General features: G+C 72.0%; 20 protein-coding genes and 3 tRNA genes. 7 read left to right on the top strand and 16 right to left on the bottom strand.

Features of this window, described 5'->3' with window-relative positions:
* Positions 1-4 precede the first annotated feature (4 nt).
* Positions 5-373 carry a hypothetical protein gene (locus ACIP4Z_RS33845; protein ID WP_355336154.1) on the bottom strand — a complete coding sequence of 123 codons (369 nt, stop codon included), beginning with the start codon at positions 371-373 and terminating at the stop codon, positions 5-7.
* Positions 374-626: 253 nt separating this feature from the next.
* Here ACIP4Z_RS33845 and ACIP4Z_RS33840 point away from each other — a divergent pair, with 253 nt between their 5' ends.
* A complete protein-coding gene (locus ACIP4Z_RS33840; RefSeq protein ID WP_401314307.1) occupies positions 627-1,583 on the top strand; it encodes a TIGR03564 family F420-dependent LLM class oxidoreductase in 957 nt (318 codons plus the stop codon).
* Between the two features lie 10 nt (positions 1,584-1,593).
* Here the strand turns inward: ACIP4Z_RS33840 and ACIP4Z_RS33835 are convergent, their stop codons facing one another.
* From ACIP4Z_RS33835 to purS, 8 genes are all read right to left on the bottom strand, one after another.
* A complete protein-coding gene (locus tag ACIP4Z_RS33835) occupies positions 1,594-1,725 on the bottom strand; it encodes a hypothetical protein (RefSeq protein ID WP_401314296.1) in 132 nt (43 codons plus the stop codon).
* Between the two features lie 33 nt (positions 1,726-1,758).
* A complete protein-coding gene (locus ACIP4Z_RS33830; protein WP_401314294.1) occupies positions 1,759-3,420 on the bottom strand; it encodes an NB-ARC domain-containing protein in 1,662 nt (553 codons plus the stop codon).
* A 245-nt stretch (positions 3,421-3,665) separates the two neighbouring features.
* The gene (locus ACIP4Z_RS33825; RefSeq protein WP_355336145.1) at positions 3,666-4,127 is read right to left on the bottom strand and encodes a hypothetical protein; all 462 of its coding nucleotides are present in this window, start codon (positions 4,125-4,127) and stop codon (positions 3,666-3,668) included.
* Positions 4,128-4,839: 712 nt separating this feature from the next.
* The gene (locus tag ACIP4Z_RS33820) at positions 4,840-5,367 is read right to left on the bottom strand and encodes a DUF664 domain-containing protein (protein ID WP_391130444.1); all 528 of its coding nucleotides are present in this window, start codon (positions 5,365-5,367) and stop codon (positions 4,840-4,842) included.
* Between the two features lie 110 nt (positions 5,368-5,477).
* Complete coding sequence (locus ACIP4Z_RS33815) at positions 5,478-5,876, bottom strand: hypothetical protein (RefSeq protein ID WP_391159372.1); 399 nt, start codon at positions 5,874-5,876, stop codon at positions 5,478-5,480.
* 276 nt (positions 5,877-6,152) lie between these two features.
* Complete coding sequence (gene purL / locus ACIP4Z_RS33810; protein ID WP_391130439.1) at positions 6,153-8,402, bottom strand: phosphoribosylformylglycinamidine synthase subunit PurL; 2,250 nt, start codon at positions 8,400-8,402, stop codon at positions 6,153-6,155.
* Complete coding sequence (purQ, locus tag ACIP4Z_RS33805; RefSeq protein ID WP_355336137.1) at positions 8,399-9,079, bottom strand: phosphoribosylformylglycinamidine synthase subunit PurQ; 681 nt, start codon at positions 9,077-9,079, stop codon at positions 8,399-8,401. The genes purL and purQ overlap by 4 nt, the downstream gene beginning before the upstream one ends.
* A complete protein-coding gene (gene purS, locus ACIP4Z_RS33800) occupies positions 9,076-9,321 on the bottom strand; it encodes a phosphoribosylformylglycinamidine synthase subunit PurS (protein WP_093716007.1) in 246 nt (81 codons plus the stop codon). The genes purQ and purS overlap by 4 nt, the downstream gene beginning before the upstream one ends.
* Positions 9,322-9,724: 403 nt before the next feature.
* On the opposite strand from purS, the gene ACIP4Z_RS33795 reads away from it, so the two are divergent.
* The 4 genes from ACIP4Z_RS33795 to ACIP4Z_RS33780 all read left to right on the top strand — a co-directional run bounded on the left by ACIP4Z_RS33795 (position 9,725) and on the right by ACIP4Z_RS33780 (position 10,612).
* Positions 9,725-10,042, top strand: a complete 318-nt coding sequence (locus tag ACIP4Z_RS33795) for an Lsr2 family protein (protein ID WP_188284161.1) — start codon at positions 9,725-9,727, stop codon at positions 10,040-10,042.
* Positions 10,043-10,183: 141 nt separating this feature from the next.
* A tRNA-Gly gene (locus ACIP4Z_RS33790) sits at positions 10,184-10,255 on the top strand.
* A gap of 49 nt (positions 10,256-10,304) precedes the next feature.
* Positions 10,305-10,380 (top strand) — tRNA-Gly (locus ACIP4Z_RS33785).
* Between the two features lie 156 nt (positions 10,381-10,536).
* Positions 10,537-10,612 (top strand) — tRNA-Gly (locus tag ACIP4Z_RS33780).
* Positions 10,613-10,678: 66 nt separating this feature from the next.
* Here ACIP4Z_RS33780 and ACIP4Z_RS33775 read toward each other — a convergent pair.
* From ACIP4Z_RS33775 to purD, 4 genes are all read right to left on the bottom strand, one after another.
* Positions 10,679-11,581, bottom strand: coding sequence for a phosphoribosylaminoimidazolesuccinocarboxamide synthase (locus ACIP4Z_RS33775; RefSeq protein WP_401314290.1), 903 nt, complete (start codon positions 11,579-11,581; stop codon positions 10,679-10,681).
* Between the two features lie 155 nt (positions 11,582-11,736).
* A complete protein-coding gene (locus ACIP4Z_RS33770; protein WP_355336134.1) occupies positions 11,737-13,221 on the bottom strand; it encodes a N,N-dimethylformamidase beta subunit family domain-containing protein in 1,485 nt (494 codons plus the stop codon).
* Between the two features lie 519 nt (positions 13,222-13,740).
* Entirely contained in the window at positions 13,741-15,552 is a 1,812-nt protein-coding gene (locus ACIP4Z_RS33765; RefSeq protein WP_401314287.1) for a hypothetical protein, read from the bottom strand.
* Between the two features lie 195 nt (positions 15,553-15,747).
* A complete protein-coding gene (purD, locus tag ACIP4Z_RS33760) occupies positions 15,748-16,995 on the bottom strand; it encodes a phosphoribosylamine--glycine ligase (RefSeq protein WP_355336130.1) in 1,248 nt (415 codons plus the stop codon).
* Between the two features lie 236 nt (positions 16,996-17,231).
* On the opposite strand from purD, the gene ACIP4Z_RS33755 reads away from it, so the two are divergent.
* A complete protein-coding gene (locus ACIP4Z_RS33755) occupies positions 17,232-17,978 on the top strand; it encodes an SLATT domain-containing protein (protein WP_401314285.1) in 747 nt (248 codons plus the stop codon).
* A gap of 107 nt (positions 17,979-18,085) precedes the next feature.
* Here ACIP4Z_RS33755 and ACIP4Z_RS33750 read toward each other — a convergent pair whose 3' ends face one another.
* Complete coding sequence (locus tag ACIP4Z_RS33750) at positions 18,086-18,736, bottom strand: hypothetical protein (protein WP_188284155.1); 651 nt, start codon at positions 18,734-18,736, stop codon at positions 18,086-18,088.
* A 53-nt stretch (positions 18,737-18,789) separates the two neighbouring features.
* Positions 18,790-19,476 carry a GntR family transcriptional regulator gene (locus tag ACIP4Z_RS33745; protein WP_401314282.1) on the bottom strand — a complete coding sequence of 229 codons (687 nt, stop codon included), beginning with the start codon at positions 19,474-19,476 and terminating at the stop codon, positions 18,790-18,792.
* 244 nt (positions 19,477-19,720) lie between these two features.
* Here ACIP4Z_RS33745 and ACIP4Z_RS33740 point away from each other — a divergent pair, with 244 nt between their 5' ends.
* Positions 19,721-21,463, top strand: a complete 1,743-nt coding sequence (locus tag ACIP4Z_RS33740; protein WP_401314280.1) for a protein kinase — start codon at positions 19,721-19,723, stop codon at positions 21,461-21,463.
* Positions 21,464-21,597: 134 nt separating this feature from the next.
* Here ACIP4Z_RS33740 and ACIP4Z_RS33735 read toward each other — a convergent pair whose 3' ends face one another.
* Positions 21,598-22,881 (bottom strand): adenylosuccinate synthase, encoded by a 1,284-nt coding sequence (locus tag ACIP4Z_RS33735; protein ID WP_391130413.1) that lies wholly within the window; start codon positions 22,879-22,881, stop codon positions 21,598-21,600.
* Positions 22,882-22,961: the final 80 nt, after the last annotated feature.

Below are 22,961 nucleotides of genomic sequence, written 5' to 3'. Positions count from 1 at the left end.
GGCCCTACTCCACCTCGGGCGGCCCCGCGGGCGGCTGCTGCGGCTCCGCGAGGACGGCCAGCAGGCGGCGTACGGCCTCTTCGGAACCGTCCTGCCCCGACACGGTCACGGTCAGCCCGTCGGATTCACGGGTGAAGGTGAAGCCCGATCCCGGCGGGCGCGGCGCCCGCGACTTCCACCAACCGGCGTACACCACGGCGAGGTTGGCGAGGGCCACGGCGTGCGTGAGCACGAGGTCGATGACCTCGACGGGGCCCATCTCCCCGGCCTTACCGCCGGTCCGCGTCGCCAGCCGGACCTCGTCGGGACCGTCCTCGTCGGTGCGCAGCCACTCGGACAGCTCCCGCAGCTCAGCGGCCCCGTCCTCGTCCACCGCCGCAATACTCAACCGCACTACCGCCACCCCCCGGCGTCCGTTCCCGCGCCCACCAGAACACGGTCTCACCGGATCGTTTCACAGCCGGGCGCGCGCCCGGCACCGGTTCGCCACAAGTGAGCCGGTCGGCCGGTGCGGACGCGCGCCGCGGGCGGGCCGGCGGGGCCGGACGCCGGCCGACCGCGACCCGGCCCGGTGTCCTTCCGCCCCCGGTTCACACACCTGACACGCCGCCGTCACGCTCGGCGGAATACCTGGTCAGGAGCGCGGGGTTCTCACCACCATGACTGTAGGAGTGACACTCCACGCGTCCGAGGCGGCGAACCAGGTCGACGCCACCGTAGAACTCGCCCGTGAGGCCGCGGCCCACGGCCTGCGCTCGGCCTGGTTCGGGCAGACCTTCGGCGCCGACTCGCCGCAGCTCGCCGCGATCGTCGGACGGGAGGTGCCCGGCCTCCACGTCGGCACCTCCGCGATCCCGGTCTTCGGGCGGCACCCGCTGCTGGTCTCCAGCCAGGCCCAGACCGCCCAGGCGGCCACGCACGGCCGCTACCACCTCGGGCTCGCGCTCGGCACCAAGCTGCTGACCGAGGCCGGATTCGGCATCCCCTTCGAGCGGCCCGTGGCCCGCCTGCGCGAATTCCTCACCGCCCTGCGGCAGTTGACGCAGACCGGCGCCGCCGACTTCCACGGCGAACTGCTCACCGCCGCCACCCCGGTCCCCGCGCGCGTGCCGGGCGCCGAGGGCGGTGTTCCGCTGCTGGTCGCCGCGATGGGGCCGCAGGCCCTGCGCGTCAGCGGGGAACTCGCCGACGGCATCCTGCCCTACCTGGCCGGGCCGCGCGCCCTGAGCGAGCACATCGTCCCGGCCGTCACCGCGGCGGCGCGGGCGGCGGGCCGCCCCGCGCCCCGGATCGTGGCCCTGGTGTCCGGCGTGGTGACGGACGACGTCGACGCGGTCCGGGCGAAGGCCACCGAGCAACTGGCCTTCTACGAGCAGATCCCCTCCTACGCGCGCGCCATCGAACTCTCCGGCGGCCGGCGCGCCTCCGACGTCGCGGTCATCGGCGACGAGGAGACGGTCGCGGCCGAGGTACGGCGCTACCGGGACGCCGGCGCGACCGAGGTGGTGTTCTCGGGCACCGACATCGCGGGCGAGGCGGACCGCCTGCGCACCTGGAGGCTCCTCGGCGAACTGGCGGGCTGACCACGCCGCTTCACCGAGCGGGCGTCATTATTCGCCGTCGTCTGTCGCCCAGGAGGTCCAGGTCGGCCTTGGTGATCGTGGTGGTGAGCAGAAGGTCGGTGATGAGGTTGTGGTTGAGCGCGTTGCCGACCGGCGGGGGCACCTCGTGTTCGAGGAGGCCGCGGGAGCGGGTGCTTCAACGCGTCCGGTCAGTGGCGGACTTCGCTTGCCAGTGGGCCAGCCGCTCGCGTACGAGAAGGAGGTCGCGATGCTCGGGGTCGAGCACCTTGGCCATGTCGTCCAGCACCGACGTGAGAGCGGTGACAGCGGCGGCGGCGCTCCTGTCCACGCCGAGCCAGTTGGCATGCCTGGCACGGAGGAGGAAGGTGTGCGGATGATCGGGGCCGAGCACCCGCGTGGCGTCCGCCAGGAGTTCGACGTACGTCGCGACGGCTGAGGACGGATCGCCTGTGCCGCCTTCCTGGTGAGCGAGGTCGCTGCGGACGGCGAACGTGAGTGGATCGTCGGGGCTCACCTTCAGATGCGGGCTCTCCAGCCACTTCCCGAGCGCGGCGGCGGCCGTACCGTCTCCCGCCCGTTCGTACCAGTTGGCGAGGACGGCACGGTGGAACGAGGTGTGCCGCTGGGCGGGGCCCAAAAGCGTGTGCGACACGCGTACGACGTTCGCGTAGTAGGCGATGGCATCGGAGACTTGGCCCGCCATTCCCAGCGACCTGCCGTAGCGGTGCAGCACGACGTGCGACGCGGGCTCGTACAGCGCCTTCTCCGCGACCCCGATCACGGCGGCCGTGTTCGCCCGCAGCGACTGCGCCAGTTCGGTGTCCCGCTCGACCTCGGGCCAGGCTTCCACCAACCCGTCGGCGGCCACCCGCGCCAGCGCGTCCTGTTCCGCCTCGGTCAAGGTGTCGCGCACCGCGCGCTGGACGAGGCGGTGGACGCGGACGGCGCGGTGCGGGGTACGGGGGCTGTGGTCGAGGAGGCTGAGGCGGTGGAGGACGCGGAGGGCGCGGACGGCGTCGTCGGAGGAGACCGTGTCCTGGGAAGGGGCTTCTTGGGCGAGCCAGTTGAGCGCCGGGGCGCCGGTGAGGACGGCCTCGGGGATGCCGTTGGGGTCGAGCATCGAGGCGAGTTGGAGCATGGGGCGGGCGAGGCCGACCGGGGCGTGGTGGTCGGCGCGGTCGAGCGACAGGGTCCAGGCGGCGGCGACGCCGGTGGTCTGGTCGTCGGGCAGGGCGGTGGGGCGCAGGTCGGCGAGGCGGGCGCGGTAGGTCGCACAGGTGATTCCGGCGTCCACGACGTACGCCGTGGCCTGGGACATGGCGAGCGGCAGCCAGCCCAATGCGCTTCCCAGCGCCATGAGTTCGCGCAGCGGCTCGCGGTCGTGGGCGGCGAGGGCGGTGGTCAGATAGCCCTCGCTCTCCTCTTCGGTGAAGACGCCGACGGTGACCTGTCTACGGCCCCGGCCGGTGAGGGCGGCGTCGCGGCTGCGGGTGGTGACGACCGTACGGCCGGTGGGGCTGTCGGGCGGCCACAGGCCGGTGAGGTCGGCGGGATCGGTGACGTCGTCCAGGACGACGAGCCAACGCGGCGCTTGCGGGGCGGGTTTGGGCTCAAGCCACGCCAGGAAGGCGCGGGCGGCGCGCTCGGGGTCCTCGCGGTCCGCCCCGAGCAGCGTCTGCGCGGCCTCCGCGAGGCCGTCCACCACCGCCTGGCGGCTGGTCGCCGTGACCCACACCAGCAGGTCGAGGCGGCCGGACCGCCACGCGTCCCGGGCGTGCCGCGCGGCGAGTTGGGTCTTGCCCACGCCGCCCATGCCGGTGAGGACCTGGCCGACCACGGCCGTACCGGCGTCGGTGAGCGCCGCGTCCAGGGCGCCGACGGCCGCGCGGTCCTGGAAGCAGTCCGCCTCGCGCGGGACGACGCCGATCTGTACGGGCCAGGCGGCGGGCGGGCGCGGGGGCGCGTGGTGGTGCTGGTGGAGTCCGCCGTGGACGGTGTGGGCCGCGACGGAACCGTCAACGGCCTTTATCGTGACGGCCGTTGGCGTCCTCGTGGGCTCGTCGGGTGGAGCGCCGGGTGCGCTCAGCCCTGTGGCGGACCCGGCACCTGAGGGTCCGGCGCCGGGGGGTTTCCGATCGTCACGTCACCCATCCGTACGGCGGCGGCCGAGCCGCCGTCCGCGCGGATCTCGACGTTTCCCCCGATGGCGACGCCGTCGCCTTCCGCCGAGGCCGTGGCGGGCGTCAACGCCCGTACCTCGTCAACGACGCGGCGCAGCGCCTCCGCCAACTCCCCGTCCTGCTCGACCGCTTCGTCCAGCGCGTCGGTCAGACGACGGCGCGTCCTGGCGGACACCTCCCCGGCGTCCGCCTCCCGTGCCGCCCGTTCCAGCGCCGGGTCCTCCCCCAGCGCTCCGGAGACCAGCGTGTGCAGCCGGTCCATTCCGGCGTCCAGACCCCGGTCCACCTCCGCGTCCGCCCGCCCCGCCACCCGCCGCGCCTTGGCCACCAGCCACGCGCACACGTACCCGATCGCAATCTCCACACCGGTCACTCTTCGACGGTAGCCCCAACTCCCGTGCCGCCGCACCGAAAGCGGCGGCACCACCGGGGGGCGTGGCGGGCGGCCCCGTGAACTCCGCCGCCCTCACCCACGACGTGCCCCGCCAGGGGCCGCGACCCACCCCCGCCGGGCTGCCAGCCCGAAAACAACCGCATCTGCCCCACTGGGGCCGGTTCTCAAAGGCGCACCAACCCCGTGGCTGGTCGCGCAGTTCCCCGCGCCCCTTAAAAAATCGGCTCACCGCCCGGACGAAAGACAGTCCGCCCCGTCAGGGGCGCTGGGGGCACCTCCCGGCCGAAGGCTGGGGGAGGAACTGCGCGAGCAACCCACCACCGGTCGGTGGTCCGGGAACAACCGAACTGCCCCGCCGGGGGCGGTCGGTGACCTGCGGGAGCGTCGCGGGTGAGCGCGCCCACGCGGCGGCAGCCGCACATCAAACACAGCCCCGCGCCCCTAAAAAGATCGGCTCACCGCCCGGACGAAAATCGGTCCGCCCCGTCACGGGCGCGGGCCCTCGCGGATGAGGACGAGGGTCGCTGGCCTTGCGCAAGGCGGGGCATTTTAGGGGCGCGAGGAACTGCGCGAGCAACCGACCACCGGCCGGTGGTCCGGGAACAACCGAACTGCCCCGCCCGGGGAGGCCGGTGACCTGCGGGAGCGCGGTGGGTGAGCGCGCCCACGCGGAACGGCGCCGTCAGGCGCCGACGGTGCCGTCGATGGCCTCGCGTAGCAGATCGGCGTGGCCGTTGTGACGGGCGTATTCGAGGATGACGTGCTGCATGACCAGGCGGAGCGAAACGTCCTCGTCGTGGCGGGAGTTGTGGACGACGAGGTCGAGGGTGGGGGCGGCGCCCTCGATGCGGCGGGAGTGGGCGACCTCGGCGTGCCAGGCGGAGAAGGCTTCGTCGCGGGTGGAGCCGGAGGCGTCGTACGCCTCCTGGAAGTCGCCGGTGGCGGACCAGACGAGAGGGATGTCCTCGCCGTCGATGATCCGGCGGAACCAGGCGCGTTCGACCTCGGCCATGTGCCGGACGAGCCCGAGCAGGCTGAGGGTGGACGGCGGCATGGAACAGCGGCGCAGTTCGTCGTCGGTGAGGCCGTCGCACTTCATGGCGAGGGTCTCGCGGTGGTAGTCGAGGAAGCCGCGCAGCGTCTCGCGCTCACCGCCCGTGGTCGGCGGGCCGGTGCGCGGGTCGGGGGTCTCGGTCTGCTCTGAGGTCACGGTCCATTCTCACCGGCCCCCCCGGCACCCCGGCCCCCCGGCACCCTGGCCTCCCGGCACCTCTGTGCCCGCGGCACCGGGAGGCGGTCATCCCCGAGTGGCGAACGCTCTCAGCACTCCCGCAGGCCGGGCGCCGGGTCCTGGCCGGTGTAGAGGTCGACGGCCGGGACGTTGCCCCAGGCGCCGTTGTCGAGCTGCGTCCAGTACCAGATGTCGTTCTGGCCCGCGTGCGGGTCGCCGTGGCCCCAGCAGACGAACCAGTTGAAGCCGGTGGTCAGGGTGCCGCGGGTCGCCGAGCGGTAGGAGCGGTCCGCGAAGCCCCTGGCCCCGACCTTGTTGCCGCAGTACAGACGGCCGTCGGAGCGGACACCGCACTCGGCGGCCGGCCTGACCTTCTCCTTCGCCGGAGCGGCGGCGGCGGCCGTGGCCGAGGCCCCGCCGGTCATGGCGAGACCCGCCGTCATCACGGCGGCGGACAGCAGCACGGCGATGTTCTTACGTGTGATCACTGCACATTCCCCTCGTTTCGTGCGCCAACGTGCGAGCGCGCGAAACGATCATGGGTGACGGCGCACAGCCCCGAGCACCGCCATACGGGTGGATCCGGCACATGCCGTCTTATGACGCCTCCGGCAATTGCCACGACGCCCGATTCCCGTAAAACGTCAAGCCGTTCGTCACACCGCTAAGACCATCGCCGGTCCACGCCACACCGCACAGATGCCCCGGCCGCGTCATCGCGGCCGGGGCACCCGGTGGACTTTTCCGTCACATCAGCGGAACGCTCAGGCGAGCAGCGCCGGAATCGTCCCCTCGTGCGCGGCGCGCAGTTCGCCCAGCGGAATGCTGAACTCCCCCTGCACGTCGATCTCGTCGCCGTCGATGACGCCGATCCGCGCCGCCGGAAGCCCCCGCGCCCCGCACATGTCGGTGAAGCGCAGTTCCTCGGAGCGCGGCACCGCGACGACGGCGCGGCCCGCGGACTCGGAGAACAGGAACGTGAAGGCGTCCAGACCGTCCGGGACGACCAGCCGCGCGCCGTGCCCGCCGCGCAGGCAGGACTCGGTGACCGCCTGGACGAGACCGCCGTCGCTGAGGTCGTGGGCGGCGTCGATCATGCCGTCGCGCGACGCGGAGATCAGGATCTCGCCGAGCAGCCGCTCGCGGTCCAGGTCGACGGCGGGCGGCAGACCGCCGAGGTGGTCGTGGACGACCTGCGACCAGGCCGAGCCGCCGAACTCCTCGCGGGTGTCACCGAGCAGGTAGATCAGGTGGCCCTCGTCCTTGAAGGCCATCGGCGTACGCCGGTTGACGTCGTCGATCACGCCGAGCACCGCGACCACCGGGGTCGGGTGGATCGCCACGTCGCCGGTCTGGTTGTACAGCGACACATTGCCGCCGGTCACCGGGGTGCCGAGCTGGAGGCAGCCGTCGGCGAGACCGCGGGTGGCCTCGGCGAACTGCCACATCACGGCCGGGTCCTCGGGCGAGCCGAAGTTCAGGCAGTCCGAGATGGCCAGCGGCTTGGCCCCGGAGGCGGCGACATTGCGGTACGCCTCCGCGAGCGCCAACTGCGCGCCCGTGTACGGGTCGAGCTTCGCGAAGCGGCCGTTGCCGTCGGTGGCGATGGCCACGCCGAGGTCGGTCTCCTCGTCGATCCGGATCATGCCGGAGTCCTCGGGCTGCGCCAGCACCGTGTTGCCCTGCACGAAGCGGTCGTACTGGTCGGTGACCCACGCCTTGGACGCCTGGTTCGGCGAGCCGACCAGCTTGAGCACCTGCTCGCGCAGTTCGGCGGAGGTGCCGGGCCGCGGCAGCTTCCCCGCGTCGTCGGCCTGGAGCGCGTCCTGCCAGTCCGGCCGGGCGTACGGGCGGTGGTACGTCGGCCCGTCGTGCGCGACCGAGCGCGGCGGCACGTCCACGATCTGCTCGCCGTGCCAGAAGATCTCCAGTTGCGAGCCCTCGGTCACCTCACCGATGACGGTGGCGATGACGTCCCACTTCTCGCAGATCGCCAGGAAGCGCTCGACCTTGTCGGGCTCGACGATCGCGCACATGCGCTCCTGCGACTCGCTCATGAGGATTTCCTCGGGCGAGAGCGTCGCGTCGCGCAGCGGCACGGTGTCCAGTTCGACGCGCATGCCGCCGGAGCCGGCCGAGGCCAGCTCGCTGGTGGCGCAGGACAGGCCCGCGCCGCCGAGGTCCTGGATGCCCGCGACCAGTTGCTCGCGGAAGATCTCCAGGGTGCACTCGATGAGCAGCTTCTCCTGGAAGGGGTCGCCGACCTGGACGGCGGGGCGGCGGGACGGGCCGGTCGAGTCGAAGGTCTCGCTGGCCAGCACCGAGACGCCGCCGATGCCGTCGCCGCCGGTCCTGGCGCCGTACAGGATCACCTTGTTGCCGGGGCCCGACGCCTGCGCGAGGTGGATGTCCTCGTGCTTCATGACGCCCACGCACAGCGCGTTGACCAGCGGATTGCCCTGGTAGCAGGGGTCGAAGACGACCTCGCCGCCGATGTTGGGCAGGCCGAGGCAGTTTCCGTAGCCGCCGACGCCCGAGACGATGCCGGGCAGGACGCGCCGGGTGTCGGGGTGGTCGGCCGCGCCGAACCGCAGCGGGTCCATCACGGCGACCGGCCGCGCGCCCATCGCGAGGATGTCGCGGACGATGCCGCCGACGCCGGTGGCCGCGCCCTGGTAGGGCTCGATGTACGACGGGTGGTTGTGCGACTCGATCTTGAAGGTGACGGCGTAGCCCTGGCCGACGTCCACGACGCCCGCGTTCTCACCGATGCCGACGAGCAGCGCGTCGGTCTGCGGGGCCTTCTCGCCGAACTGCTTCAGGTGCACCTTGCTCGACTTGTACGAGCAGTGCTCCGACCACATGACCGAGTACATCGCCAGTTCCGCGCCGGTCGGGCGGCGGCCCAGGATCTCGCGGATCCGGGCGTACTCGTCCTCCTTGAGGCCGAGTTCCTTCCACGGCTGCCCGGCCTCGGGCGTCTCGGCGGCGTGCTTGACGGTATCGAGGGTCATGCGGAGACCAACTTCTTCAGGACCGAGGTGAAGAATCCGAGGCCGTCGGTGCGGCCGGTGCCGATCAGCGGCTCGACGGCGTGCTCGGGGTGCGGCATGAGGCCGACGACATTGCCCGCGGCATTGCTGATGCCCGCGATGTCACGGAGCGACCCGTTCGGATTGCCGTCCAGATAGCGGAAGACCACCCGGCCCTCGGCTTCCAGTTCGTCCAGCACCCGCTCGGCGGCGGTGTAGCGGCCGTCGATGTTCTTCAGCGGGATGGAGATCTCCTGGCCGTCCGCGTACTGCGACGTCCAGGCGGTGGCGCTGGTCTCGACCCGCAGCTTCTGGTCGCGGCAGACGAAGTGGAGGTGGTTGTTGCGCAGCATCGCGCCTGGCAGCAGATGCGACTCGGTGAGCACCTGGAACCCATTGCAGATGCCGAGAACCGGCATTCCGGCCTTCGCCTGTTCGATGATCGTTTCCATCACCGGCGAGAAACGCGAGATCGCGCCGGCCCGCAGATAGTCGCCGTACGAGAAGCCGCCCGGCAGAACCACCGCGTCGACCTGCTGGAGATCCTTGTCACGGTGCCACAGCGGTACGGCTTCGGCGCCCGCGACCCGGACGGCGCGCTGTGTGTCACGGTCGTCGAGCGTGCCGGGGAATGTGACGACGCCAACGCGCGCAGTCACGACTCCACCTTTACGGCGAAGTCCTCGATCACGGTGTTCGCGAGAAAGGTTTCCGCCATCTCGCGAATGCGGGCGAGGGCGGCGTCGTCGACCGGCCCCTCGACCTCTAGTTCAAAGCGCTTTCCCTGGCGGACGTCGGAGATCCCGTCGAAGCCCAGGCGCGGCAGTGCTCGCTGCACCGCCTGGCCCTGGGGGTCGAGGATCTCCGGCTTGAGCATGACGTCGACTACGACGCGTGCCACTTGCACTCCCGGTGGTGTGGTGCGTGAGGTTCTCTCAGCGTACCCGGTGCGAAAATCTACGCGAGTAGATATGAACGCGACCCCTAGCGCACCCCTAGATCACTGATCACGTTTATGTATCGGCCGCCGAAATGCTTGGGGAAACCCGTAGGTGAAACATAGGGTCCCGATTACGAAGCGGCACCCGGGGGAATTAACAGGTGTCACGATGTATCACGCGGTGCCCATTTCGTGGCATCGTACAAATGAAAACTTGTCGACACTCGACTTGTCGGCCCACCCGTGACACCGGGGCCCGGCGTCCGGTCGCGACCGTTCCCGCTCGCGACCGCCACGACACACGGGCCGCGTGCGATCGCCGGGCCCCGGCAAGGCCGATGGCGTACGAAAGGACCACATCCCTATGGCGCAACGCGTACTGGTCACCCTCGCCGACGACCTGGACGGCGGAGAAGCGGCGGAAACCATCGCATTCGGCGTCGACGGTCAGTGGTACGAGATCGACCTCTCGTCCCAGAACGCGGACAAGCTGCGCAATGACCTGGCTCCTTACGTGGAGGCCGGCCGCCGCCGCACCCTTTCGGGCCGCGCCTACAAGCGCACGCCGATCGCCCCGACCCCGGCCACCGTCCGCGCCTGGGCGCAGTCGAACGGCTTCGAGGTCCCGGCCCGCGGGCGCATCCCCAAGAAGGTCTACGAAGCGTTCAACAAGGCCAGTTGACGGTTCCGCGACAACTCACTGACAACCGCCGGGCGAACGGGCGGGGGCGGTGGTGCCGACTGGACAGCCACCCCCACCCTTCCGCTAGTGTGTGGAGCACGCCGAGGGCAGGGCCGAAAAGGCCAGGTCAGCGGAGGTCACGCGGGTGTAGCTCAGTAGCAGAGCGCCCCCCTTCCAGGGGGGAGGGGCAGTGTGCAATTCCTGTCGCCCGCTCTGGTCGCTCCGGCCGGTCCTATGGATCGGGTAGAGTGGCCGCAGCAATGCGGACGTGGCTCAGTTGGTAGAGCATCACCTTGCCAAGGTGAGGGTCGCGAGTTCGAATCTCGTCGTCCGCTCCAGCGTCACGAAGGCCCCGGTCACCACGACCGGGGCCTTCGTCGTACCCGGGCGTCCGCTCGGCGCGTCGCCGGGCGTCCGCTCGGCGCGTCACGGGGCGGCGGGATATATCGGTTTCTAATGGCCGCGTCCGATCGGGTACAGTGTCTGCACGGCCTGCGGACGTGGCTCAGTTGGTAGAGCATCACCTTGCCAAGGTGAGGGTCGCGAGTTCGAATCTCGTCGTCCGCTCCAGCATCGCGAAGGCCCCGGTCACCACGACCGGGGCCTTCGTCGTCTCTCCGCTTCCGCGCCGGGGTGCTACGACCAGGCGGTGCCGGTGAGGCGCTCGTACGCCTCCACGTAGCGGGCGCGGGACTGCTCGACGACCTCGGCGGGCAGGCCGGGCGGCGGCTCCTCGCCGTTGCGGTCCCAGCCCAGCGCCGGGTCGGTGAGGTGGTCGCGGACGAACTGCTTGTCGAAGGACGGCTGCGCGTGGCCCGGCTCCCACAGGTCGGCCGGCCAGAAGCGGGACGAGTCGGGGGTCAGCACCTCGTCGGCGATGACCAGCGTGCCCTGTTCGTCGTAACCGAACTCGAACTTCGTGTCGGCCAGGATGATGCCCCGCTCGCGCGCGATGTCGCGGGCCCTGCCGTAGACGGCCAGCGTGGTCTGCCGGAGCAGCGCCGCGGTCTCGGCGCCGACCTCGCGGGCGACCTCCTCGTACGACACGTTCTCGTCGTGCTCACCGACCTCGGCCTTGGTGGCGGGGGTGAAGATCGGCGCGGGCAGCTCGGAGCCGTCCACCAGGCCCTCGGGGAGCGCGAGGCCGCACACCGTACGGTCCCGGTTGTACTCGACCAGGCCGGAGCCGGTCAGATAGCCGCGTGCGACGCACTCGACCGGCACCATGCGCAGCGAACGGCACACCATGGTGCGGCCCGCCCACTGCGCGGGGGCGCCCTCGGGCAGCTCGGTGGAGATCACGTGGTTGGGCACGATGTCGGCGAGCAGGTCGAACCACCACAGCGAGAGCTGCGTGAGAATCCGGCCCTTGTCGGGGATCTCGGTGGGCAGCACCCAGTCGTAGACGGAGGTGCGGTCGCTGGCGACCATCACCAGGTCGCCCTCCGCGTTCTGGTACAGATCGCGCACCTTGCCGGTGTGCAGATGTACCAGTCCCGGCACCTGGACAGGCTCGGGTTTCTCGACGAATCCGGACACGGGTCGTCCTCCCCACTCGGCGGTTCAGCTCCCGATTCTCGCTTATCGGGACAGGTGGAGCGCGCGGGGGCTCCTCCTTTCGCCGCCCGCTCGCCTCCGGCGGCTTGGACCCGGCGCGCCGCCTCCGGCGCGCCGGCCACCGGCGGACCCACCCCTCAGTCGTGCTTGCAGATGCGGTCGAGGAGGTTGGCGGTGGCGCGCTGGACGCGCGGGTCGACGTGGTTGGGGCGGTCGAGCGCCGGGGACCAGGCGAAGGTGCCGGAGGCGAAGACGTAGGCGCCGCTGGGGGCCTGGTAGAGCGAGGTCTCCTGGTGGCAGCGGCGGCCGTCGGTGGACTCGTACGGCGAGTGGGCCAGCAGGATGCGCTCGATGCTCTCGGGCAGCGGGGCGCGCGGGTAGTAGCGGTCGGCCTCGCCCGCGACCAGGCCGTCGATCTCGTCGCCCTCGGTGGCGCCGGTGGCCTCCCACAGCCAGTGCTCGGCGTTGCGGACGATGAGCGGCGACGGCTGGGGGACGCGGCCCGCGTACTGCACGCCGAGCACGAGCTGTTCCGGCTCGCCGAGGTCGCGCCAGAGCGCGGTGCGGCCCTTGTTGTCGCCGCGGCGCTTGCGGCAGCTCAGCAGCCGGTCCGCGTCCCCGGCCGGGGACGCGGCCAGCTCGACCTGCCAGTACATGGTGTTGGCCGACAGGAAGACCAGCGAGGTGCCCGCGTCGCGCGCGGTCTCGGCGGCCCGGCGCATCGGCTTGGACCAGTACTCGTCGTGGCCGGGGAAGACCAGGCCGCGGTAGCGCGTGGGGTCGATACGGCCCGCGTGCAGGTCGCGGGCGTCGGCGTACGCGAGGTCGTAGCCGTAGCGCTCGGCGAAGCGTACGAAGTCGTAGGCGTGGCCGATGTGCAGCGGGAGCCCGGCGCCCGCGTAGGGGCGGTCGAAGGAGACGGTGGTGGCGGCCTGTTCCTCGCCGAGGAGCTGCCCCTTCTCGTCCCACGCGTGGTACAGGCTGGCGCCGGTCCTGCCGTCCTCGGGGTAGAGGTTGTACGCCTGCCACGTCACGTCGGGCATCAGCAGGAGCAGGTCCGCCTCGTGGGTGGCACGGACGGTGAAGGGGACGTGGCTGCGGTAGCCGTCGGCGGTGGTGAGGACGGCCACGTACGCGCCGGTGTTCCAGTACGTGGGGATCTGCAACCGCCAGGACTGCCACCAGTGGTGGCAGGAAACCGTCCTTCCGGCGGCCAGCGGCGCGGGCTGGACGATGCCGGACAGCCGGGGGCTCGCGGACATCTTCGCGGCGCCGTCGCCGCCGTAGTGGCCGATCCGGTAGACGTCGACCGTGAACTCCTGCGGCGGGTCCACGGTGATCCGGAAGTCGATGGCCTCGCCGGGCACCACGGATCCCGCGGAGGCGAAGCCCTTGATCTGACGGCGTACGTCGTCGGCGGTACGCGGTCCGGGGAAGCGCGGGCGGTGCGCGGCGTCGCCGCTGCTCACGGCCAGGTCGACGTACCAGGGGACGACCTGGCCGTCGTCGTCCAGGTACTGGGAGGCGCCGCGCAGCCAGGGCAGCGGGCCCTGGCCGAAGGGGTCGGAGACCCCGTGGGCATGCGCTCCGGACTCCCACCGTCGGATCTGGTCCGTACTCATCGAAGCCCCTCCCTCACCGATCCCCGGCCGCGCTGGCTCCCGCGGTTCCCCGCTCCACCCGTGGTTCACCCATGCGGTGCAATAGTGCGGCGCACATACCCAGCACATCACAGAAAGCACCGCACCGGTTACCGTTCGTGGTGAATTATCGGAACGGATCGGGCGACGAGTGAAGCAGATTCGGTCAACCGGCGTGTGGTGAACGTCACATGACCCAGGTCAAGCGGTCGCGCCGCGCGCTCCGAGCGGTCGGGAGCGGGCGGTACGGGCCAGAAGCCGGGCGGGTTCCGCGCCGTGTGGCGCGCCGCGCGGCGGTGCGCGAGGCGGGGCCGGGCGGTGTGCGGTCGTGGCCGAAACGCACCGCCCCCGGACGGCGCTCGCGCGGGGGCGACGTGGCGCTTGTCACATTGGTTGATCATGACGGCACGTCACGTCGGTTGGTCACGACGACGCGTCTCGTCGGTTGGTCACGACGGCGGGTCACGCCCGTCGATCACGACGGCGCATTACGTCGGTTGATCACACCAGCCGGATCGGCTTGTCGGGGCGGACGCCGACGGCCCTGAGCCAGGAGCGCAGCGGTGCCGCGTCGCCGTTCTCGACCAGGCGGAGCACCGGCCAGGTCAGATCGGCCCGGCGAGCGCCGCCGACGAGCAGCGTGGGGCCGTCCAGCCAGTCCAGGCCCGCGTCGGCGCCCGCGGTGTCCACGGCGGCGCAGCAGACGACGGCGGTGACGTGGTCGGTCAGCAGCTCACGGCCGGTGCGGGGCGGCAGCAACGGGGAGACGGGCACGGGGGTTTCCTCCGTACCGCCGCCCGTTCCGCCCCCGGTTCCGCCGCCGTTTCCGCCGCCGCCCTTGGCGTTCTCGGCCGTCGCGGCGTGCCGAGCCGCCTCGTCGCGGGCGGCGAGCGCGCCGATCCTGGCGGCCAGCTCCTCGCTGCCGCCGCGTGAGAGCCGGTCGATGACGCGGGTGAGGGTGGCGCGGCCCGGCTCGTCGGCGAGCGCGGCGGCGGCCCGTTCCGCCGCCGAGGTGCGGGCGGCGGCGGTCGGCCCGGTCATGGCCCGGTCGCCGAGGAGCAGGCCGCTGCGGCGCCCGCCGCCGATCGCGGCCGGTCCTTCGTCCTCTTCCTCGGCCGCGGCGGCGATGCCGGGCTCCGGCGGCGGCACCTCGTCCAGGACGCGTATCAGCCGGGCGGCCTCGGTGCGCCAGATGCGGTCGACGACCTCGTCCGGATAGCCGTTCCAGCTCACCGGCGCCCAGTCGGGGCCGGGCCGCTGCGGGCCCGCGTGGAAGAGCCGGGCGGCCAGCAGCGAGACGGCCTCGTCCATCGCGCCGGGCTCCTCCAGGAGATCGCAGGCCGGGCGTTCGCCCAGCCGGGTCTCGAAGCCGTCGGCGAGCCGGTCGCGCCGGGACAGCTCGGTGAGCGCGGCGACCACCCCGGCGTCCAGCCGGGACGGCCAGCGGCCCATCCGCCAGGCGGGCAGCGCGACGCGGGTGAGCAGCCGGTCCCAGCCCGCGTAGGCCAGGCCCACCTGTTCCTGGGCGACGATCCGCAGCCCGTAGTCGACGGCCTGCGCGCGCTCGGAGGCGGAGGCGGCGACGCCCCGCTCCATCTCGGCGACATGGACACGGCAGCCGTTCAGCAGCAGCCGGACCGTCCAGCCGAGGACGCCGAACACCGGTCGCAGCAGCACAGTGCCCTCGCGGCCGTGCGCGGCGACTCCGGCCGCCGCGTCGAGGCCGCGCACGAAGCGGCGGGCGGCCGCTATCTCCGGATCGGCGGCGGGTCCCGTGCCCGCCACCACGGGCGCGAGCAGCGCGCGCAGCTCCGCGATCCGCATCCACCACATGAAGGGCGAGCCGATCACCAGCACGGGCGCGGTCCGCCTGCCCTCTTCCCTGGCGGCCTTCCTGGCCTTGCGGCCCGCGGGCCGGTCGGCCCTGCGCTCCTCCAGCCAGCTGTCGCAGTCCGGCGTCAGCTCTATCGCCGACGGCGCGGGCACCTCCATCCGCTCCGCCAGGTCGCGGACCATCCGGTAGAGGTCGGGCGCGGCGGTCTCGGCCACCGGCACCGCGGGACTGACCGCGGGCCTGGCCCGTACGATCACCGCCGCGACGGCCGCCGCGACCAGCAGCACCACGAGCGCGCCACCGGTCATCCCCCAGCGCACACCGTCCCAGCGCGAGCCGATCCGGCCGGTCGCGCCGCCCGCGTGCAGGACGACGGCGACGGCGGCGGGCAGCAGGGCCGCGCCGAGCGCGGCGCCCCGGACCCGGAGCACCGCCAGGGCACGGGAGCGCGCGACCGCCTCACCTGCTTCTCCGGCCATCGGCGACTCACCCCCTGCGCTGTGGTGACCGCCCCGATGGCGGCCTCCCCCCACTGTCGCACCGCCCACGGACATCGCAATGGCCGTACGGCTGATTGCCGCAATGTCCCGCAGTGCGCTTTCGGGGCACCCTAGTTCGGCGCCGGGAAGGAGTCAGCCTTATGGCCGAGTCATCACTCCTTGGAGTGGCTTTGGTCAGAGACCGGCCGCTTTCGCGGCGATGTCCGTACGGTGGTGGCCACCGTCGAGACCGATCCGGTCGACCGCGCGGTAGGCCCGGTCACGGGCCTTGGCGAGGTCGGACCCGGTCGCGGTGACCGACAGCACCCGGCCGCCCGCGCTGACGATCCGCCCGTCGTCCTCCCGGGTGCCCGCGTGCAGGACGTACGCGTGCTCGTCCTTCTCGGCGACGTCCGCGAGCCCGGAGATCGGGTCGCCGGTGCGCGGGGTGTCCGGGTAGTTGTACGAGGCGATGACCACGGTCACCGCCGCGCCGTCGCTCCAGCGCAGCCGCGGGAAGGCGGCGAGCTGCCCGGTGGCCGCGGCCCGCAGCAGTCCGGCCAGCGGCGTCTTGAGCCGGGCGAGTACGACCTGCGTCTCGGGGTCGCCGAAGCGCGCGTTGAACTCGATGACCCGCACACCGCGCGAGGTGATGGCGAGACCGGCGTAGAGCAGGCCCGCGAAGGGCGTGCCGCGGCGGCGCAGTTCGTCCACGGTCGGCTGGAGCACGGTCCGCTCGACCTCGTCGACGAGCTTGGGGTCGGCCCACGGCAGCGGCGAATAGGCGCCCATACCGCCGGTGTTGGGGCCCTCGTCGTCGTCCAGCGCCCGCTTGAAGTCCTGCGCGGGCTGGAGCGGTACGACCGTCTCGCCGTCGGTGACCGCGAACAGCGACACCTCGGGGCCGTCGAGGAACTCCTCGATGACCACCCGGTCGCAGCTCAGCGCGTGCGCGCGGGCGGTGGCCAGGTCGCCGGTGACGACCACGCCCTTGCCCGCCGCGAGCCCGTCGTCCTTGACGACATAGGGCGCGCCGAAGGCGTCGAGCGCCACGTCGACCTCGTCGGCCGTCGTGCAGACGTAACTGCGCGCGGTCGGCACCCCGGCCGCCGCCATCACGTCCTTGGCGAACGCCTTGGAGCCCTCCAGCTCCGCGGCCCGCGCCGACGGGCCGAAGCAGTCGATGCCGCTGGCCCGTACCGCGTCGGCGACCCCGGCGACCAGCGGGGCCTCGGGCCCCACGATCACGAAGTCGGCGCCGAGGGAGACGGCGAGTTCTGCGACGGCCGCGCCGTCGAGGGCGTCGACCTGGTGCAGCTCGGCGACCTCGCCGATTCCGGCGTTGCCGGGCGCGCAGTGCAGCGAGGTGACGTCGGGGTCGAGCGAGAGGGAGCGGCACAGGGCGTGTTCGCGGGCGCCGCCGCCGATGACAAGGACCTTCACGCGCACCAGGGTAGTGGGCCGCGGGGCGGCGGGCCGCCCTCACTCTTTCGAGCGACCGTATTCATCGGCCTATACCTGATCACGCTGCCCGTATGGGCGGATATCCGGAGATCGCTACCCCGCGCTCAGCCGTTCGGCGGTAAGAAGAGTGCTTCACCACCGGGCCGGACATCCGGCGCCGAAAGCCGCATATGAGGTCCACGAGGGGCCCTTGGGGCCATACGAGGGAGCGTGCAGTGAGCCAGCCGGACATGTTTCCCGAGGAAGCACCTCGGGACGAGCCTCAGCGGCGGGCGCTGCACCATCAGCACGAGGACCTGCGGGCGCTGCCGTTCCCGCTCGGCGACTGGGGCGAGCCCGCGGAACGCCTGGCGGAGCTGTACCGCTGGGCCGAGACGGGCGCCCTGCGCACCGCCGACTGGTACCTCGACGACCGTATCCGCAAGCGCCGCGGCGCCCGCGCCCTGCGTCTGGGCGCCGTGCTCTTCGGCACCGCCGGCGCCGCCCTGCCGCTGGTGGAGCTGACCGGCACCGCGGACACCAGCGCGAGCTGGGGCTATCTCGCGCTGCTCCTGGCGGGTGTCTGCCTCGGCACCGACCGCCTCTTCGGCCTGACCTCGGGGTGGATGCGGGACGTCGCCACCGCCCAGGCCGTCCAGCGCCGCCTGGAGTCCCTGCGCTTCGACTGGGCCTCCGAGAGCGTCCGCGAGGTCCTCGGCCCCACCGAGGGCACCGCCGCCGAGGCCGCGGAACGCTGTCTGGCCATCCTGCGCCGCTTCTGCGACGACCTGGCCGACCTCGTCCGGATGGAGACGTCCGACTGGATCGTCGAATTCGGCGGCCACACCTCCGGCGCTCCGCTGCGCACCCAGTCCGCCGCCTGGTGGCCGAGCCGCCAGGAGCCGTCGCCGGGTCCGCGCCTGGCGCACCCGAGCACGCGCCCCAACATGCCGCGCCAACGGCCGCCGGAGAGCCCGAGGTAGCCGGGGGCGGCTCGCCAAGTGGCCGGGGTGGCCGGGTGCGGCTCGCCAGGCAGCGCGGTGCGGCTCACCAAGGAGCCCGGTGCGGCTCGCTAAGGAGCCCGGTGCGATTAGCTGAAGACGATCATCGAGCCCTGGCCCAGGCTCCGCGTCGCCGCCGCGTGCAGGCCGAGCCACACGTGGTGTTCCCGCGCGAACGGCCCGTTGCCCACGACCGGTGAGACGGCCGGCTCCTCAAGAGTGGTGTGGTGTTCGGGCGGCGCGGGCGGCAGCGGCGGGTTGGCGGGGTCGATGCCGATGACGGGGGCCACGAATTCGAGTTCGCGCAGCAGCCCGTGACTGGAGCCGAGGGGGCCGCCGCCTTCGAGGAGTTCGTCGTTGACGACGGGCTGGGGGAAGTCGAGGGGGACGTACGCGCCCGCGTGGTCGTAGTGCCAGACCAGGTGCGACCGCTGGGCGGTGGCCTCGAACATCTCCAGGAGCTGTTCGTAGTCGCCGCCGAGGGCGTCGACCGGGGTGACCTCGAGCCCCTGGAGGCTGAGCAGATAGGCGCGGCGCAGGAAGTGCAGGGCGTCGTAGTCGAAGCACGCGATCGGGCCGACGTCGCCCGACAGCCCCGGCATGTAGTTGTAGACGGGGACGGGCGGCTGTCCGGCGTCGTTCAACGCCTTGTCGTATCGGGCGAGTTCCTCGGAGAAGGGGTTTTCCGGGCTGTGGCAGAGCACGTCCACGAGGGGCACCAGCCACAAGTCGCAGGCCACGAACACTCCATCCGGTCGGGGGCGTACAGCCTAAAACGCCCGCGCCGGTCGCGTCATGGCCGGGCGGGGACGAGCTTTTCGATGAGGGCGCTGGTGTGGTCGCTGTGCTCCAGGGTGAGCTGCCGGGCGGTCGCGGTGTCGCGGGCGGCGACGGCGTCCACGAGGGCGACGTGGTCGGACCAGCAGACCCCGGCGGTGTCGTGCAGGGCGCGCAGGTGGGGGACGGCGTAGATCCAGGTCTGGGTGCGCATGCGGTCGAGGAATTCGCAGATGTGCGGGTTGCCGCCGAGGGCGGTCAACTCGCGCCAGAAGCGCAGGTCGCAGCCGATGAGGATGTCGAGGACACCGGAGCGGGCGGCGCGGGCGGCGGCTTCGGCGCGGCGCCGTACGGACGCGATGGCGTCGGGCGGCACGTCGCCCATGCCGACCTCGGCCATCCGCCGGAAGGACGCCTCGACGACGAAGAGCCGCGCTTCGGTGAGGGTGCGGAAGTCCTGCGCGGTGAAACGGCGGACCTGGAAGCCGCGGTGCTGCTCGACTTCGAGCAGTCCCTGTGCCGCGAGGTCGACCAGGGCCTCGCGGACGGGGGTCGCGGAGACGCCGTACAGCTCGGCGATCTCCTTGACGGTGAAGTGGCGGCCGGCCTGGAGCCGTCCGGTCAGCACCTCGTCGCGCAGGGCGTCGGCGATCTGCTGGCGCAGACTGCTGCGCCGCACAGGCGATACGCCGCCGTCCGGCATGCCGTCTCCTTCGTCGTCCTTGTGCGTCGCGCGCGCCCACGTACTCCGGTGATTCGTACGTTCGTACGCGCGGGTGACTGCCGCACACGATATGCGAAGCCCGTACGCGTATGCGCGGCGAGCGGAACGGGGAACACCTCTGACCCCCTGGCGTTCATACGCTTATTCTTCGCCGTACGGGTGGGCGGCGGCGCGGTGCCGGGACGGAGCCGCACAGTGCGGAGCGGGACGGGGAAGAGCGACGATGGACGAGCTGAGGTCCGGCGATCCGCGGTCGATCGGCGCGTACCGCCTCCTGGGCAGGCTCGGGGTGGGCGGGATGGGCATCGTCTACCTGGCGCGTTCCGAGCGCGGGCGCACGGTGGCTGTGAAGCTGGTCCGCGACGAATTGGCGTCCCAGGAGGAGTTCCGCACCCGTTTCCGCCGTGAGGTGCAGGCCGCGCGCCGGGTGGGCGGGAAGTGGACCGCGCCGGTGCTGGACGCCGACACCGAGGCCGAGGTCCCGTGGGTGGCGACCGGTTATGTGGCGGGGCCCTCGCTCAGCCAGGTGGTCAAGGAGTACGGTCCGCTGCCGGAGCGTTCGGTGCGGGTGCTCGCCTCCGGGCTCGCGCACGCGCTGCGCGACATCCACGCCGCCGGTCTGGTGCACCGCGATCTCAAACCCTCGAACGTGATGATCACCATCGACGGTCCGCGAGTGATCGACTTCGGGATCGCGCGCGCCCTGGAGACGGTCGTCGACGGCGGCTCCCTCACCTATACCGGCGCCATGGTGGGCTCCCCCGGTTTCATGTCGCCCGAGCAGGTGCGCGGCGACCGGGTGACGCCCGCCTGCGACATCTTCTGCCTCGGCTCGGTGCTGGCCTACGCGTCGACCGGTCTCCAGCCGTTCGGCGCGGCGGCCAGCGGTGTGCACGCCCAGATGTTCCGGATCGTGCAGGAGCCGCCCGACCTGGACGAAGTGCCCGACGGGCTGCGCGAGTTGGTGGCCGCCTGCCTGGTGAAGGAGCCCGAGGAGCGGCCCTCGCTGGCGCGGGTGCTGGAGCGGCTGGGCGAGGCGGACGGCGGGAGCGACGACAGCGCGGCGCAGGACTCGACCGCCGAGCCGTGGCTGTCCGGCGCGATCGTGGCGCAGCTCGGCCGGCACGCGGTGCGGCTGCTGGAGGTGGAGGCGGCGGCGGAGTCCCCCACGCCCACGGAGCTGGACGTGGGGGTCGTGGCCGCGGGCGGACCGGGCGCCCCCACGCCGACACGGGCGGACCCCGGCCACCTCTCGGGCACCGGCGCGCGCACCGACGGCGCGACCCCGGTCAGGCAACCGCCGCCGACCGCGTACTCACCGACCTACGGCTCGTACGCGCCCCCGGCCGGTGCGGCACCGGCCGGTCCGACGCCGCCCCCGCCGACGTACACGCAACCGCAGGCGGCAGGGCCGGACGCGGGCGGGCCGCGCAAGACGCGGCGCGGGCCGCTGATCGCGGCGATCGTCGCCCTGGTGGTCGTCGCGGGCGGCGTGACGGCGTACATCGCGGGCCAGGGGGGCACGAAGAACACGGCCGATCCGGACCCCGGTGTGAGCACACCCACCGGTCCGACGTCCCCGCCGGTCTCGGGTCCCGCGCGGACGTCGCCGGGCCAGGCGGACCCCGCGAACGCGGCGGTGCCCAGCGGCATGGTCGGCACCTGGCGGACCTCCTTCACCAGTGACGACGCGGGCGACAACACCCGGACGCTGACGGTGAAGGCGGACGGCTCCGTGGAACTGTCGGGCGACAGCGCCTCCTACGCCTGCTTCTGGTCGATGCACGTCGTCTCGGTGGGCCCGCCGGTCGAGTTGAGCCCGTCGCAGGTGGTGACGGGGACGCCCGCGTCCTCGTGCAGCCCCGGCGACGGCACCACGCTCACCCTGGTGGACGACACCCATCTGCGCCGCGACAACCTCGACACGAGCAAGGCGCCGCTGACGTACACCAAGGTCGACCAGTGACCGCGTACGGACACAGGTAAGCCCCGCTCACCTGGGTGGGCGGGGCTTACCTGTGGAACCGGAACCGGGGCCTGGGCCTGGGCCTGGGCCGCGACTTGGACTGCCTCGGCTTGGGCCTGGGACCTGGGACCGTTCTAGAGGAACGAGTTGATCTCGATCGTCTCGGTACGGCCGGGGCCGACGCCGATCGCGGAGATCGGCGCGCCCGACATCTCCTCCAGCGCCTTCACGTACGCCTGCGCGTTCTTCGGCAGGTCGGAGAGCGACTTGGCCTTGCTGATGTCCTCCGTCCAGCCGGGCAGGTACTCGTAGACCGGCTTGGCGTGGTGGAAGTCGGACTGGCTGTAGGGCAGTTCCTCGACCCGGCGGCCGTCGATCTCGTACGCGACGCAGACCGGGATCTGCTCCCAGCCGGTGAGGATGTCCAGCTTGGTGAGGAAGAAGTCGGTGAGGCCGTTGACCCGGGTCGCGTAACGGGCGATGACCGCGTCGAACCAGCCGCAGCGCCGGTTGCGCCCGGTGGTGACGCCGAACTCGTGGCCCACGGTGCGCAGTCGCTCGCCGTCCGCGTCGAACAGCTCGGTGGGGAACGGCCCGGAGCCCACACGCGTGGTGTAGGCCTTGAGGATGCCGATCACCCGGCTGATCTTCGTGGGGCCGATACCGCTGCCGGTGCAGGCGCCGCCGGACGTCGGGTTGGACGACGTGACGAAGGGGTACGTGCCGTGGTCGACGTCGAGGAGCGTGCCCTGGCCGCCCTCCATCAGGACGACCTTGCCCTCGTCGAGCGCGTTGTTGAGGATCAGGGTCGTGTCGGCGACGTAGCTCCTGATCTGCTCCGCGTAGCCGAGGTACTCCTCGACGACCTGGTCGGTGCTGATCGCGCGCCGGTTGAAGAGCTTGACCAGCACCTGGTTCTTCTCGCTGAGCGCCGCGTCGACCTTCTGCTGGAGGATCGATTCGTCGAACAGGTCCTGGATGCGGATGCCCACCCGGTTGATCTTGTCGGCGTAGGCCGGGCCGATGCCGCGCCCGGTGGTGCCGATCTTGCGGTTGCCGAGGAACCGCTCCGTCACCTTGTCGATGGTCTGGTGATACGGCGTGATCAGGTGCGCGTTACCGCTGATCAGGAGCTTGGACGTGTCGACACCGCGCTCGTTCAGCCCGCTCAGCTCGGAGAGCAGGACCGCCGGGTCGACGACGACACCGTTCCCAATGACCGGGGTGCACCCCGGTGACAGGATTCCGGAGGGGAGGAGATGCAGTGCGTACTTCTGGTCGCCGACGACGACCGTGTGGCCGGCGTTGTTGCCGCCCTGGTATCGCACCACATAGTCCACGGAGCCACCGAGCAGGTCGGTGGCCTTCCCCTTGCCCTCGTCACCCCACTGAGCACCGAGCAGCACAAGTGCGGGCACAGGCGTACACCCCTTCCGGGCGGGGCATGTCCAACGTGCAGAGAGCCGTCGAACCTGCCCCGGAATAGACGAAGCCCCTG

The sequence above is a fragment of the Streptomyces sp. NPDC088910 genome (assembly GCF_044749865.1).
In the GTDB taxonomy this organism is placed as follows: Bacteria; Actinomycetota; Actinomycetes; order Streptomycetales; family Streptomycetaceae; genus Actinacidiphila.
The sequence above is the reverse complement of the archived record's forward strand: the minus strand, read 5'-3'. Positions and strand labels throughout refer to the sequence as shown.

What these genes read in the sequence shown, in the direction of transcription:
- purL (WP_391130439.1), bottom strand. Translation starts at nt 8,402, where the DNA reads ATGACCCTCGATACCGTCAAGCACGCCGCCGAGACGCCCGAGGCCGGG.
- ACIP4Z_RS33795 (WP_188284161.1), top strand. Translation starts at nt 9,725, where the DNA reads ATGGCGCAACGCGTACTGGTCACCCTCGCCGACGACCTGGACGGCGGA.
- ACIP4Z_RS33770 (WP_355336134.1), bottom strand. Translation starts at nt 13,221, where the DNA reads ATGAGTACGGACCAGATCCGACGGTGGGAGTCCGGAGCGCATGCCCAC.
- ACIP4Z_RS33765 (WP_401314287.1), bottom strand. Translation starts at nt 15,552, where the DNA reads ATGGCCGGAGAAGCAGGTGAGGCGGTCGCGCGCTCCCGTGCCCTGGCG.
- ACIP4Z_RS33745 (WP_401314282.1), bottom strand. Translation starts at nt 19,476, where the DNA reads ATGCCGGACGGCGGCGTATCGCCTGTGCGGCGCAGCAGTCTGCGCCAG.
- ACIP4Z_RS33740 (WP_401314280.1), top strand. Translation starts at nt 19,721, where the DNA reads ATGGACGAGCTGAGGTCCGGCGATCCGCGGTCGATCGGCGCGTACCGC.